16 protein-coding genes and 1 pseudogene are annotated in these 13,922 nt (G+C 53.2%); 12 read left to right on the top strand and 5 right to left on the bottom strand.

Annotated elements, in window-relative coordinates; genetic code table 11:
• Window positions 1-3: 3 nt before the first annotated feature.
• Together pcaF and ACPGUT_RS10925 are read right to left on the bottom strand one after the other, a co-directional pair.
• The gene (gene pcaF, locus ACPGUT_RS10920; RefSeq protein WP_423991276.1) at window positions 4-1,206 is read right to left on the bottom strand and encodes a 3-oxoadipyl-CoA thiolase; all 1,203 of its coding nucleotides are present in this window, start codon (window positions 1,204-1,206) and stop codon (window positions 4-6) included.
• Between the two features lie 98 nt (window positions 1,207-1,304).
• Entirely contained in the window at window positions 1,305-1,442 is a 138-nt protein-coding gene (locus ACPGUT_RS10925; protein WP_423991278.1) for a hypothetical protein, read from the bottom strand.
• On the opposite strand from ACPGUT_RS10925, the gene ACPGUT_RS10930 reads away from it, so the two are divergent.
• The 5 genes from ACPGUT_RS10930 (at window position 1,441) to trpA (ending at window position 4,895) form a co-directional block, all read left to right on the top strand.
• On the top strand, window positions 1,441-2,109 hold the full coding sequence (locus tag ACPGUT_RS10930) for a Crp/Fnr family transcriptional regulator (RefSeq protein WP_423991280.1): 669 nt from the start codon (window positions 1,441-1,443) through the stop codon (window positions 2,107-2,109). The genes ACPGUT_RS10925 and ACPGUT_RS10930 overlap by 2 nt on opposite strands.
• A gap of 78 nt (window positions 2,110-2,187) precedes the next feature.
• Complete coding sequence (locus ACPGUT_RS10935; protein ID WP_423991282.1) at window positions 2,188-2,394, top strand: YgaP family membrane protein; 207 nt, start codon at window positions 2,188-2,190, stop codon at window positions 2,392-2,394.
• Between the two features lie 68 nt (window positions 2,395-2,462).
• Entirely contained in the window at window positions 2,463-3,347 is an 885-nt protein-coding gene (locus ACPGUT_RS10940; RefSeq protein WP_423991284.1) for an MBL fold metallo-hydrolase, read from the top strand.
• 15 nt (window positions 3,348-3,362) lie between these two features.
• Entirely contained in the window at window positions 3,363-3,695 is a 333-nt protein-coding gene (locus tag ACPGUT_RS10945; RefSeq protein ID WP_423991286.1) for a TIGR01244 family sulfur transferase, read from the top strand.
• A gap of 408 nt (window positions 3,696-4,103) precedes the next feature.
• Entirely contained in the window at window positions 4,104-4,895 is a 792-nt protein-coding gene (gene trpA, locus ACPGUT_RS10950; RefSeq protein ID WP_423991288.1) for a tryptophan synthase subunit alpha, read from the top strand.
• A gap of 110 nt (window positions 4,896-5,005) precedes the next feature.
• On the opposite strand, the gene ACPGUT_RS10955 is transcribed toward trpA, so the two are convergent.
• Complete coding sequence (locus ACPGUT_RS10955; RefSeq protein WP_423991290.1) at window positions 5,006-5,602, bottom strand: glycine-rich domain-containing protein; 597 nt, start codon at window positions 5,600-5,602, stop codon at window positions 5,006-5,008.
• 249 nt (window positions 5,603-5,851) lie between these two features.
• Between ACPGUT_RS10955 and ACPGUT_RS10960 the strand changes: the two genes are divergently transcribed.
• Window positions 5,852-7,015 carry an alpha-hydroxy acid oxidase gene (locus tag ACPGUT_RS10960; protein ID WP_423991292.1) on the top strand — a complete coding sequence of 388 codons (1,164 nt, stop codon included), beginning with the start codon at window positions 5,852-5,854 and terminating at the stop codon, window positions 7,013-7,015.
• Window positions 7,016-7,100: 85 nt separating this feature from the next.
• On the top strand, window positions 7,101-7,391 hold the full coding sequence (locus tag ACPGUT_RS10965; RefSeq protein ID WP_423991294.1) for a hypothetical protein: 291 nt from the start codon (window positions 7,101-7,103) through the stop codon (window positions 7,389-7,391).
• A 57-nt stretch (window positions 7,392-7,448) separates the two neighbouring features.
• On the opposite strand, the gene ACPGUT_RS10970 is transcribed toward ACPGUT_RS10965, so the two are convergent.
• On the bottom strand, window positions 7,449-8,315 hold the full coding sequence (locus tag ACPGUT_RS10970) for a PhzF family phenazine biosynthesis protein (RefSeq protein WP_423991296.1): 867 nt from the start codon (window positions 8,313-8,315) through the stop codon (window positions 7,449-7,451).
• A gap of 85 nt (window positions 8,316-8,400) precedes the next feature.
• Window positions 8,401-9,297: a LysR family transcriptional regulator gene (locus ACPGUT_RS10975; protein WP_423991298.1), complete on the bottom strand. Its 897-nt coding sequence runs from the start codon at window positions 9,295-9,297 to the stop codon at window positions 8,401-8,403.
• Window positions 9,298-9,441: 144 nt separating this feature from the next.
• On the opposite strand from ACPGUT_RS10975, the gene dctP reads away from it, so the two are divergent.
• From dctP to ACPGUT_RS11000, 5 genes and pseudogenes are all read left to right on the top strand, one after another.
• Window positions 9,442-10,458 (top strand): TRAP transporter substrate-binding protein DctP, encoded by a 1,017-nt coding sequence (gene dctP, locus ACPGUT_RS10980; RefSeq protein ID WP_423991300.1) that lies wholly within the window; start codon window positions 9,442-9,444, stop codon window positions 10,456-10,458.
• Between the two features lie 67 nt (window positions 10,459-10,525).
• Entirely contained in the window at window positions 10,526-11,137 is a 612-nt protein-coding gene (locus ACPGUT_RS10985) for a TRAP transporter small permease (RefSeq protein ID WP_423991302.1), read from the top strand.
• Entirely contained in the window at window positions 11,134-12,414 is a 1,281-nt protein-coding gene (locus tag ACPGUT_RS10990) for a TRAP transporter large permease (protein ID WP_423991304.1), read from the top strand. The genes ACPGUT_RS10985 and ACPGUT_RS10990 overlap by 4 nt, the downstream gene beginning before the upstream one ends.
• Before the next feature lie 24 nt (window positions 12,415-12,438).
• Window positions 12,439-13,404, top strand: coding sequence for an agmatinase (speB, locus tag ACPGUT_RS10995; protein ID WP_423991306.1), 966 nt, complete (start codon window positions 12,439-12,441; stop codon window positions 13,402-13,404).
• Between the two features lie 272 nt (window positions 13,405-13,676).
• Window positions 13,677-13,922: pseudogene (locus ACPGUT_RS11000) on the top strand (50S ribosomal protein L25/general stress protein Ctc); the annotation flags it as partial.

Raw genomic sequence — 13,922 nt, forward strand, 5'->3', positions numbered from 1 at the left:
CCCTTATACGCGTTCAATAATAATTGCGGCGCCTTGGCCGACACCCACGCACATGGTGCAAAGCGCATAGCGCCCGCCTGTGCGTTTCAATTGATAAGCTGCCGCCATCACAAGGCGCGCGCCAGACATGCCAAGGGGGTGACCAATGGCAATTGCGCCACCATTTGGGTTCACATGTGCGGCGTCATCCGGCAGGCCAAGCTCGCGCAAAGTGGCGATGCCCTGACTTGCAAAAGCTTCATTCAATTCAATGATATCCATGTCTTCAATCGTCAGCCCGGCGCGGGCCAAAACCTTGCGCGTAGCGGGGACGGGGCCGATGCCCATGACGCGGGGTTCAACCCCTGCGGCTGACATGCCAACGATACGGGCCATTGGTGTCAGACCGTGTTTTTCGGCGGCTTCCTTTGAGGCAATCAACAAGGCCGCAGCGCCGTCATTCACACCAGAGGCATTGCCCGCAGTCACCGTCAAATCCGGCCCGTTCACGCCTTTGAGTTTCCCCAAATTCGCGGCATCTGTACCCGGGCGGGGGTGTTCATCGGTGTCAACGACAACCACGTCGCCTTTGCGTTGCGGCACTTCGACGGCTGTGATCTCATCGTTGAAAATACCGGCCTCATGTGCGGCGGCCCAACGGGCCTGCGAACGCGCGGCAAATGCATCTTGATCGGTTCGGTTCACGTTATAATCCGCAGCAACATTATCCGCCGTTTCCGGCATGGAATCTGTGCCATACATCTTTTGTAATTTCTTATTGATGAAACGCCAGCCAATGGTGGTGTCAAACATCTGTGCCGCGCGCCCAAAGGCCGAAGTCTGTTTGCCAACCACAAACGGCGCGCGCGACATGCTTTCCACACCACCCGCAATGGCCATGTCATAATCACCCGCTTTAATACCGCGCGCGGCCATACCAACGGCATCCATACCAGAGGCGCAAAGGCGATTAACTGTGGTGCCGGGCACGTCTACGGGCAACCCCGCCAGAAGGGCCGCCATACGTGCAACGTTACGGTTGCTTTCACCGGCCTGGTTTGCATCGCCAAAGATCACATCATCAATCGACGCCCAGTCAACCTGCGGGTTGCGCGCCATGAGGGCCGCAATCGGGTGGGCGGCCAGATCATCGGTGCGCACAGAGGACAGCGCCCCGCCATAGCGGCCGATCGGCGTTCTCGTTGCGTCGCAGATAAATGCGTCCATGTACTGGCTCCCTTTATTCGGTGGCATGTCTTCACGCGGATCAATAGCCGACCGCATGGTCGAAATATTCGTGATTTTGATTCGTTGCAAGTGATATGTTACAGAATTTCCCATCCCTCTGGATTTCGTAACATATTTCGTCGCGTCGTCTGTGCCCAATGGCGTTTCATCGTAGACGTATCTTCAATGGGCGCATATTCTGTACTGACAACCAGCCAGAATGACAGAGATGACATGGATAATTCCAACTGGATTGACCGCTTTATGGGTCTTTCACAACTTAAGCCTGAATTGCGTGAACGCCTGACTTCACGCAGCAAAGTCGTTACTTTGCCCGCGAATACGGTGATCTTCGGGCCGGATAAAACGCCAGAAAATCTGCTGCTATTGCTGGAAGGAACCGTGCGGGTGCAGCAGTTGTCAGAAGGCGGTCGCGAAATTGTTCTGTACCGCGTGAACGCGGGGGAAAGCTGTGTCATGACCACGGCTTGCCTGCTGGCCTATGACGATTATTCCGCAGAAGGCATCACTGAAACAGAAGTGGTTGCCGCCGCCATCCCACGTATGGTGTTTGAGGATCTGATTTCAACGTCGGAAACCTTCAGGCGCTTTGTTTTTACGGCTTACTCCCGCCGTATCACAGATCTATTCCAGGTCATCGAAGACATCGCCTTTCAGCGCATGGATATTCGTCTGGCACAGCGTTTGCTGGAACTTTCGCGCGACGGGGATGTGATTAAATCCACCCATCAGAAAATGGCAGCTGAGCTTGGTACCGCACGTGAGGTCATTTCACGCCAGTTGCAGGAATTTCAACGGCGAGAGTGGGTTGCGCAAAGTCGGGGCACCATCACTTTGCTGGACAGGCCTTCGCTGGCGCGGTTGGCTGAGACGGCGGTCTGATCCGTTTGGTGACAAAGTTACCAAACCATTTGTACTGTCGGGCTATCGGGTTGCAATCATAAATCCGGAGACCTGAAGATGAATGCCAATGTTGGCGGCAGTGACCGCATGTTTCGCCTTATTGCAGGGTTTACCCTGCTTCTTCTGACCTGGTTTTCCGGGGTGCCTGACAGCATTCTGATCAGCGCGCTGACCACCATCGCAGGTCTGGTCTTCATCGTGACGGGGCTTGTGCGATTCTGCCCTCTCTATACACTCTTTGGTATCAGAACCTGCCGTCGCTGACGCAGGTCTGAATTGGCAGTGCGGGGGGCACTCCGTACATATTTGATTTTCATGGGAGGACACCCGAGATGAACGCCTATCCGATTTCCATGGAAATGGAACCCGAAGTCACCGCTTTCTTTGATCCGGCGACAAATACCATCAGTTACGTGGTGAAAGATCCAGCCAGCAATGCCTGCGCTGTGATCGACAGTGTGATGGATATTGATTATGCAGCGGGGCGGATCACATCTGAAAACGCTGATAAGATTATCGCGTTCATCCAGAAAAACCGGCTGGAACTTGTTTGGCAGATCGAAAGCCACGTCCATGCGGATCACCTGTCTGCCGCACCTTATATTCAGGGGAAATTGGGCGGTAAGGTTGGCGTTGGTCAAAACATTACCCTGGTGCAGGATGTGTTTGGGAAGGTGTTTAACGAAGGCACTGAGTTTCAACGTGACGGCAGCCAGTTTGATCGTCTGTTTAAGGAAGGTGACGTTTACCAAGTTGGCGAGATGACCTGCTTTGCGATGCATACACCGGGACATACGCCTGCCTGTATGGTGCATGTGATGGGGAATGCCGCCTTTGTTGGGGATACGTTGTTCATGCCGGACGGCGGTTCTGCCCGGGCGGATTTTCCCGGGGGCTGTGCCGCTGAACTTTATGACAGTATTCAGCGTGTTCTGGCTTTGCCTGATGAGATGCGCCTGTTCATGTGTCATGATTATGGGCCCAATGGGCGTGAAATCCGCTGGGAAACCACGGTGGCAGAGGAAAAAGCAGGCAATATTCATGTGGGCGGCGGGAAAAGTCGCGAGGAATTTGTGAAATTCCGGACGGAACGTGACGCGACCCTTGATATGCCGAAGCTGATTATACCTTCACTGCAAGTGAATATGCGCGCGGGTGAGCTGCCTGTAGACGAACATGGTGATCCCATGCTTAAAGTCCCGGTCAATAAGATCTGAATGAAGGTGAATATCATGGAAATGCGTAAAATGTCCGATGTCCTGAGCGTCTGCCCGCAGATTTCAGCGGCAGATATTCCGACCTTGAAAGATGCGGGGTTTCGTACGATCATCTGCAACCGGCCAGATCACGAAGAAGCAGGGCAACCGCTGTTCAGTGAAATTCAGGCAGCGGCAGGCAGCGCGGGAATCGAAGTGCTTTACCTGCCCGTTATTTCCGGGGCGATGACACATGAGAATGTGGCTGATTTCGCCAGGGCTTTGCGAGAGGTGCAGGGCCCCGTTCTTGCATATTGCCGTTCGGGAGCGCGCTGCGCGAACCTTTGGTCACTGAGCCAGGGTTCATAAGCAGAAAATGAATGCCTGACATGGTATGTTTAAGCAGTCTGACTAAATTAAACCGCGCCGAAACCCTGATCAAACCTGGTTTTCGCCCCAATTTCAGCAAAAATTGATGCAAATTTGAACGGGTAAGCGGTGGTTTGGTTTTGGCAGGGGTTTCGGCTCCTGTCAGTCACCGAATTCACATCGAAACTTCTGTAACAATTGATAAATTAACAGGTTCCCAAATGTGAGGGGTGTCTTTCGCATCGCACAGGCTTGCGGGTTTGGTTCTGCTTGGGCATTTGTTCTGCCTTTTTTCTGACAATATGGTTAACAGGCTGTGGGATTGAGCTCTGTGTTCATATGTGATGCGGGATTGATCTTCGCCTCAGTTTCAAGCACAAGTCAAAGGCAAGACATAAAGGACTGCCCATGACCCGTATCGATGCTAAATTCGCCGCCCTGAAAGCCGAAGGTAAGAAAGCGTTTGTTTCTTATGTGATGGCGGGTGATCCCAATTATGAACAATCGCTGGAAATCGTAAAAGGTTTGCCAGCGGCGGGTGTGGATGTGATCGAACTTGGGTTGCCTTTTACGGATCCGATGGCGGATGGCCCAACCATTCAGCTGGCCGGTCAGCGCGCGCTGGAAGCTGGCATGACCCTGCAGAAGACACTCGATCTGGCGACAGAATTTCGTAAGGAAGATGACACAACGCCGATTGTGCTGATGGGCTATTACAACCCGATCTATTCCCGTGGCGTCGATAAATTCCTTGCCGATGCAAAAGCGGCTGGCATTGACGGGCTGATCGTGGTGGATCTGCCACCGGAAGAGGACAGCGAACTTTGCATCCCGGCCCAGGCGGCAGGCTTGAACTTTATTCGTCTCGCCACACCAACGACCGACGACAAACGCCTGCCAAAGGTTCTGCAGAACACGTCTGGCTTTGTGTATTACGTCTCTGTCACCGGCGTAACGGGTGCGGCCGAAGCAGAAGCAGGCGACGTAGGCCCAGAAGTGGCGCGCATCAAAGCCTCAACCGACCTGCCGGTGATCGTAGGCTTTGGCATCAACACGCCTGAGAAGTCAGAGGCCATTGCTTCTATCGCTGACGGCGCAGTTGTCGGGTCCGCGATTGTTAAGAAGATCGGCGAAGGCGAAAGCACCGCTGATGTCCTGGCTTTCGTGAAAACCCTCGCCGACGGCGCCCACCGCGCTTGATCTGACACCTAGAGCTAAGCCATTGGACCCCGCTTGATTGAGCGGGGTTTTCTATTTTTCAAACGGGAAACTATGATGGTTTACACTGAGCACATGCAAGCCCCGGTGTGTCAGTCGCCGCAGCCACCGCATCCTGAACCGCAGTCCCCAGCGTCATCATTCGCAAAAGGATCCTTGCCCTCGAAAGTCAGGGTGAATTCCCCTTTTGTGGTCAGCCCGTTCAGAGTAGTCACATACATGTACAACGGGAGGGACATGAACAGCACACCGAATACAGGATTGTTGCTCTGTGAAATGGCATCCGCGCTAAAGCAGATAAACGCCGTCAAAAGACACAGTGTCAAAAATGTTCCAATCTTGTTGTGCTGTTTCCAGATACCTTGGGGCGGTGTGCCAAACAGGTCTCTGTATGCTTCAACAGTCGCTTTGTAGCCTTCTAGATGCTTTGCTCCCTGACCGCCGGGATTATGATGAACAGGTTTGCCAAGTATGTTGCAAAACCCATCCCAATAATCACGGCTGTGTTGCATGTGCAAATGCCAGACAAGATCGACAGCTTTTGAGGGCACATTGCGTTCACCCCGCGTGGCGCACAAATACATAAACTTGTGATATTCGGTGATCGCGACATCTGCGGTTTCGCGCGAGATGTTATTTTCCACCATCAACTGATCCGTAAATGGCAATCCTGAAGCATCATCAGGCATTTTGTAATTCGAAATCAGCTCCCATAGCTGAATATTGAGAGAGGTCATCGAAGCCTCCTATGTTTTCTCGTTCTTTGCGATTTCAGGTTAGCTCGCCAATGTAACGGTTATATGACATGAGTAAGGCGGAGTTTCCCAATACAGGAGCAGATGCCCATTGCCGCATCCCCACTCACTCCAGTTGCACCGTGCCTCACATTTTGGTAATGAAATTTTACCAATTCTGGAAATCCACCCTGGGGGACCAAAATGCCTGTGATTACCTCAATCGAAGATCTCAAGCGTCTGCATAAGAAACGCGCGCCGCGTATGTTTTATGATTACGCGGAAAGCGGGTCCTGGACGGAACAGACCTTCCGCGAGAACACCTCTGACTTCGAAGCCATCCGCCTTCGTCAGCGCGTGGCGGTGGATATGTCCAACCGCACCACAAAAAACCAGATGGTCGGCCAAGATGTGGCGATGCCGGTGGCTCTGGCCCCAGTCGGCCTGACGGGGATGCAGCATGCGGATGGTGAAATCCTGGCAGCAAAAGCCGCGGAGAAATTCGGGGTGCCCTATACGTTGTCGACCATGTCGATTTGTTCGATTGAGGACGTGGCCGAGAACGTCAACCAACCGTTCTGGTTCCAGCTTTATACGATGAACGATGATGCTTTCACCAAACAGCTGATTGAGCGCGCGAAGGCAGCGGGCTGTTCGACCCTTGTGATCACCCTTGATCTGCAGACCCTCGGGCAACGCCACAAGGATCTAAAAAACGGCCTGTCCGCGCCGCCCAAGCTGACATTGTCTTCCATCGCTGATCTGTCCACCCGCTGGCGTTGGGGTTTGGGTATGCTGGGCACGAAGCGCCGGATGTTTGGTAATATTGTCGGCCATGTGGACGGGATCAAAGACCCCGCCGATCTGGCGGCCTGGACGGGCGATCGTTTCGATCTGACGTTGGACTGGGAAAAAGTCGCCAAAATCCGCGACTGGTGGGGCGGCAAGGTGATCCTGAAGGGGATCCTTGATGTGGAAGACGCGAAGAAGGCTGCGGAACTGGGCGTCGATGCGATTGTTGTGTCGAACCACGGCGGGCGTCAGCTGGATGGTGCGCTTTCGTCCATCCGTATGCTGCGCCCGATTGTTGCGGCTGTTGGGGACAAGGTTGAAGTGCATCTCGACAGTGGTATCCGCACCGGGCAGGACATTCTGAAAGCCGTTGCCATGGGCGCAAAAGGCGTGATGATCGGCCGGGCTTACATATATGGCTTGGGGGCCATGGGCGAAGAAGGTGTGACAAAGGCGCTGGAGGTTCTGCATAAGGAAATGGATGTCTCCATGGCGCTGTGCGGACATCGCGACATCAATAATGTCGATGAGAATATCCTGCTGATCCCCGAAGATTTTGAAGGTCGTTGGGCCTGATATTGCGTATTGACCACGCCCCCACTTGCCGGGGCGTGGTCCGCCGCGTAAACTTGTATCAACAATAATTGATAAGGTGAGCGGTATGAATATTCTGAAGACACTGATGCTGGGTGGTATGGCTCTGACGTTGGCGGGTTGTGCCGGTATAGAAATCCCGGATCTGCGCGGCGGATTTGGCAATCGTGAAGAAGCGCCTGTGCGGCAAGATGTTGTCACAGAACAGGCGGAGAATGTTGAAGCCGCAATTCCACAAACAGATGCAATCACATCAACAACCCTTGGCACCCCTCAGGTGGACAACACGATCGTGGACCGCAGCCCTTGCATCATTGGCGGCGATAATTCCGGTCGCCCGCACTGCCCGCAGTCATAAACAGGTACAATAGGTCATGTTGTAACGCCCTGGGTCATGAACCCAGAGCGTTACCTTTTATGCTTCGATCATTCTTGCGTCGCCACTGACACGAACGGAGTCACCTGCTGTGCCCGTGACTTCTACATTCAACAGCGAGGGCTGGCCCATGTCTTCGCCTTGACGGATGGTAAAGTGGCCTCCGCCTTTTAGACCCGGCCAGTTCATATCAACCAGTACACCGCCCAGGGCCGCGGCTGCGGCACCGGTGGCGGGATCTTCCACAACACCACCAATGGCAAAAGCGTTGCGGGCGTGGATGAGAGTAGGGGTTTCGACGTAAAGCAGACTGATGGTGATCAGGTTTTCGCGTTCCATCAGGGTCTTGCCAGCGTCAAAATCATAGGCCATCCGCGCAAGGGTATCACGGGATTTCAGCGCCAGGATTGCATGCCGGTTGCCGGCGAAACCAAGGCGTGGCGGCAATTGTGGATTCAGATCGCTGCTGGTCAGGCCAAAAAGATCTAGAATTTCCTGAAGCAGAGTTTCATCAAGTGCATCTGACCAGGTTTCTGGTGACTGCAAGGCGGCCTGCCACCCGGTTTCAGAGGGTTGCGTGGACACCGATATTTGTGCCTCCGCCAGATCCAGATGATATATGCCTGCACCGCGGTTTTCACCAAGGATTGCACCTAAGGCAATGGTTGCATGACCGCAAAAAGGCACCTCATCTTCAGGTGAATAATATCGCACTTTCCAACGGTTCTTATCGGGGGCTGCAAAGACAGTTTCGGAGTATCCAAGATCTGCTGCAATACGTTGCATTTCATCAGGGGCCGGAAGAGTGTTACCCAGAACTACACCCGCAGGGTTTCCCCCCTGATCGCCGTTGGCAAATGCTGCGATACGGCCGGGGGTTTGAATGGTGGCTGTAAAATCATTCATGATAGTTTCTCCTGGAATGAATTGATGTTACAAAGATATGGGAAGAATGATGCATAACAAAAATGAATATATTTTTTGAAACGCATCAAATTTTGTGATTCTGAATGCAGTCGATTACATCATCGCAGAACAGCTTTACCGCCTGGCGTTGGCTGCGATTTGGACGTGTCGCGAGATAGAATACTGAAGTCCAGCGTAGGTCATCGCTGCGCAATTCACGAAACACACCCCGATCAACCCATTGCCGGGCATAGTGTGCAGGCAGTGCGCCAAGATAATGACCGCTTTCAATCAGCATGGCCATCGCTTCCATGTTGGCGACAAGAACCTGAGCTTTGGACGCGGCAAGATCTGTCGAGGCCATCATATCATAGGATCGCTGACATAGGGGGTACGAAGATAGAAGGCGCGCATTGATGTTTTCGGCGGGCAAATTAAATACGGCATGCTTCTCGCTACAATAGAGACGATGTTCTTCGGTACAAACCTCGACGTAGTTAAGGTCAGGTAACTGGTTTCGAAACGGTGCGATTGCTACATGGATTTCCCCGGAAATCAGTTTTTGGGTCAGTTCATTTGGTGAAGCAATCAACAGTTCCAGTTGAACGTCGTTTGAACGGCCAAGAAAGGTTTGCAAGGCAGGAACCAGCGGCAAGCCGGGCAGGCTGCTGACCGCGTCAACGACACCTATCCGCAATTCCCCGGCGATGGAGTTTCGCAATTCCAACAATTCAGCATCAAAATCTCTGGCCGATCGCAGAATATCACGGGCCATTTTATACGCGATTTCACCACGTTCGGTAAGCCGAAACCCGGCGCGCCCGCGTTCACAGACCCGATACCCCAGTCCGGTCTCTAGGTCACGAATACGGATGCTAATCGCCGATTGTGTGATCCCCAGCGCAAATTGTGCATCAGAGAAGCCGCCGCATTCAACGACGGTTACAAATGTCTCAAGGAGGGTGTTTCGGAGTAATTTCAACAAGCTTGCTCCAGTTGCATCGTAACTATCTTACTTACGTGAATTTTTCTTATGTGAAAATAAGCAAGTTAATATTTTTTCATATAATGACACGTGATGTGCTTCCGGTGATCGAATCTGAATGGGATCATGGGAGGAAACCAAATGACCTTTAACCTGAAACACCTGAAAACAACGGCCGCGGCTGCCCTGCTAAGCCTTGCACCTGCCGCTGCATTTGCAGAAGACTGGAAGTTCGCGATCGAGGAGATCCCGGGTTCCATCATGGACGCCTATGCGCAGGAATTTAAATCCCGCATCGAAGCGGCCACCAATGGCGATGTGACCGTAACCGTGTACCCAATGGGCACGCTTGGCACACCAACTGAAACCGTGGAACAGGCTGCAGATGGCGTGATCCAATTCACCAATGTTTCCATCGGCAACCTTGGCACGATTGTTCCGGAAAGCCAGGCCTTCTTGTTGCCATACCTGCTGCCGTCTGACCCGGCTGCGATTTCCAACATCCTATCGACATCAGAAACCATTTACGGCCCTCTAAACGAGGACTTCCGCAAGCGTGGCCTTGAAGTCATGACCATGTATTCTGAGGGCCCCCAGGTTTGGACAACCAACCGCGAGATCCGTTCCCCGGAAGATTTTGAGAACTTCAAAATGCGCGTGATGGTGTCCCCGATCCTCGTGGAAACCTATAGCAACATGGGCGCAAGCCCCACGCCGCTGCCATTTGGCGAAGTCTTCGGCGCGCTGCAGTTGGGTGCGATTGATGGTCAGGTCAACCCGATCCCGACCATTGAAGAAATGAAGTTCTATGAAGTGACGTCTCACCTGATTTGGGCGGGCGAGCAGGAATTGGTGACCACCGTTGTTGCGGGTTCCGACTGGTTTGAAACCCTATCTGCAGATCGTCAAGATCTGGTGCGCTCTACCATGGCGGATATGACCGGCTTTATCGACGGTGTTGTGACTGACTTCAACGACGCACGTCTGGATGTGATTAAAGAAGCAAAGCCAGAGATCAGCCTTGTTGTCTTGACTGAAGAAGAGCGTGACGTTTTCCGCGCACGTTCTGGCGACACAGCAGAGGCCTATGTGGAAACCGCAGGCGCACGTGGTCAGGAACTGCTCGACGCGCTGAACGCTGAGCTGTCATCCAACTGATCCCGTAACTGTCCCGCGTGTTTTCTCTCTCTCTTCCGCGCGCGGGACATCCAAAAGGTGCAAATCAATGCAAAAGCCTGAAGCCGTGCCCTTTGGCTTTCTGGGTAAGATTGACGCCGCCATCGGCCGTGTTGAAATCTGGATCCTGAGCTGGGGTGTTATTCTGATGGCTGTGAATACAATCGCCAATGTTTTTGGCCGCTATGTGTTCAACCAGTCCATTTATTTTTCCGAAGAACTGAACGAGTTTCTGATCATCATCGTAACCTTCATGGGCCTTGGCTATGCCACCCGCAAAGGCATCCACATCCGCATGTCTGCAATCTATGATGCGCTGCCACCGAAAATCCGTAAAGGGCTGATGGTTGTTATCGCGGCGACCACATCTGTGATGATGGCGATCCTGGCCTGGTATGCATTTGAATATGTTCAGAAAGTCGCAAGCCGTGGCCGCATTACCCCCGCGCTGCAGTTGCCCCTGTATCTGACTTATATCTGGGTCGTGATCGGGCTTGCGATGGCGTCGTTCCAATATCTTCTGACCGCAATCCGTAACCTGAACTTCGCTGAGGAAGAGATCTATGTCTCCTACCTTGAAGTCGACAGTTATGAGGACCCGGAAACAGCTGCTGCGATCCGCCGACATGAAGAAAACTCAAGCGAGGAGGCCGCAAAGTGACCGAATTTATGCTGATTGTCATGGTGATTCTGCTGTTATGCGGTTTCCCCATGAAGATGCCTTTGATCTCGGCCGCTGTGTTGGGTTTCTTTGTGTACTTTCCAAACATGAGCCTGCAAATCCTTGTGCAGCAGATGATTGGGGGTGTAAAACCCGCAGCCCTGATTGCTGTGCCGATGTTTATCCTGGCGGCTGATATCATCACGCGGGGACATTCTGCGAACCGTTTGATTGATGTGGTCATGAGCTTCATGGGTCATATCAAGGGCGGGCTTGCGATCTCTGTGACCTCTGCCTGTGCATTGTTTGGTGCGGTGTGCGGATCAACCCAGGCCACCGTGGTCGCCGTTGGCGGCGCGATGCGCCCACGCATGCTGAAATCTGGCTATAGCGACAGTTTCACCATCGGCCTGATCGTGAACGCCGCTGACCTTGCCTATTTGATCCCGCCAAGCATTGGCATGATCATTTATGGCGTTGTCTCTGGCACGTCGATTTCACAGCTGTTCATTGCGGGCATCGTTCCGGGCCTTCTGATCGTTGTGCTTTTTTCCATGTACTGCATGTATTACGCCCATCGTCACGACATTCCGGTTCTGCCACGCGAAGACTGGGGCCAGCGGTTCACTGCCATGCGCCGTGCGCTCTGGCCGATGGGCTTCCCTGCGATCATCGTCGGCGGGATCTATGGCGGGGTGTTTTCCCCGACCGAAGCGGCTGCGATCTGCGTGCTTTATGCGGCGATCTTAGAGGTCGTGATCTTCCGTTCCATCAAGATCCGCGATCTTTTTGACATTGCTTTGTCCACCGGTGCGATCACCTCTGTTGTGTTCATCCTGATTGCGGCGGGTGCGGCCTTTAGCTGGACATTAAGTTTTGCACAGGTCCCACAACAGATCATCGCATCGCTTGGCCTGAATGATGCAAGCCCGATGATGATCCTTCTGGCCATTAACATCGCCTTCTTTGTTGGCTGTATGTTTGTGGACAGTATCGTTGTGATCTTGATCCTTGTGCCGATCTTTGCCCCGATGATCAAAGCCGCAGAGTTGGATCCGGTGCTGGTCGGTGTTTTGATCACGCTGCAAGTGGCCATTGGTGCGGCAACACCGCCGTTTGGCTGCAACCTCTTCACTGCAATCGCGGTCTTCCGTCGCCCTTTCATTGAGGTCGTCAGAGGGGTTCCGCCCTTCCTGTTCATCCTTCTGGTCGTGACCGGCTTGCTGGTCATCTTCCCCCAAATCGCCCTGTTCCTGCCGGAACTGGCCTATCGTTAACTATAATAAGAAACGGAGAAAATCATGTCATCACATGGTTACGAAGCAGGTCGCCTGAACCTGCCATTTGTCGGCATCGCAACTTTTGGCAAAAAGCCATATGTCGAAAATTGGGACAAGATCGACGCGGATGTGGCGATCTTGGGGGCGCCGTTTGATTTCGGCTGTCAGTTCCGATCCGGTGCGCGCTTTGGTCCGCGTGCTGTGCGCGAAGCCTCCACCTTGTTCAGCTTCGGTCACGCCGGTGCTTATGACCATGAGGATGACGCGACCTATCTGGATGAAAGCGTGCGGATCGTGGATTGCGGCGATGCGGATATCATTCACACCAAGACGGAGGAATCCCACGCCAATATCGAATATGGTGTTAAGAAAATCCTCGACGCAGGCGCAATTCCTGTGACAATCGGCGGCGATCATTCCATCAACATCCCCTGCATCAACGCCTATAAAGAAGACTGCACTGAAAAAGGTCCGATCCATGTGGTCCAGATCGACGCCCACCTTGATTTCGTTGATGAACGTCACGGCGTGACCGACGGCCATGGCAACCCAATGCGCCGCGCAATTGAGAAAGATTACGTTTCTGGCATGACCCAACTGGGCATCCGCAACGTGTCTTCCACCGCGAAGGAAGGTTATGAAGATGCGCGCGAACGTGGATCTGACATTCTATCTGTGCGTCAGGTGCGCAAACTTGGCACCCAGGCTGTGCTGGATCGCATCCCGGAAGGCTCCCGTTACTATGTGACCATAGACATTGACGCGTTCTGCCCATCCATCGCGCCCGGCACAGGCACCCCAAGCCATGGTGGTTTCCAATATTACGACGTGCTGGAAATCGTCCAGGGCCTGACCAAACGCGGCGATGTGGTGGGTATTGACCTTGTAGAGGTCGCCCCGGCCTATGATCCAGCCGAAAGCACCCAGATCCTGGCGGCACAACTTTTGCTGAACTTCATCGGCTTTATCTTCCACAACAAGAAGTAAAATTTACCTTCCGGCCTTCTTCGATCTGAGATATCAGAAGGCCGGAAGGTTTCGTTTGTTTTCGAGGCATCTATGGCATCGTGCGCAGCATTTGGTTCCTGATTTTGGCCACGGATCACCAGCCTGATCATTGAAAATGGCTCCCGGGGACACAGTTAGACATCCCACTCCAAAAACAGCTTTCAAATCCACAGGAATCCGTCTATACGCGCGACTTCACGTGGGGCTACAGCCTTGGAGGAGTCCCACCCTTATCATATTGGAGAATACAAATGGCTGGACAGATTCCTGATCTTATCGCCACGGAACGTACGGGGACAGGCAAGGGCGCCGCTCGTCAGGCACGTCGCGATGGCCTGGTACCTGGTGTTGTATACGGCGGTGGCGAAGAGCCAATCGCAATCAACGTACCGTTCAACGACCTGCTGAAGCGCCTGAAGCAAGGTCGCTTCCTTTCCACGCTTTTCAACCTGAAAGTTGAAGGCCAGGAAGACGTTCGTGTGATCTGCCGTAACGTA

It is taken from the genome of Halocynthiibacter sp. (genome assembly GCF_049608145.1).
Lineage (GTDB): Bacteria > Pseudomonadota > Alphaproteobacteria > Rhodobacterales > Rhodobacteraceae > Halocynthiibacter.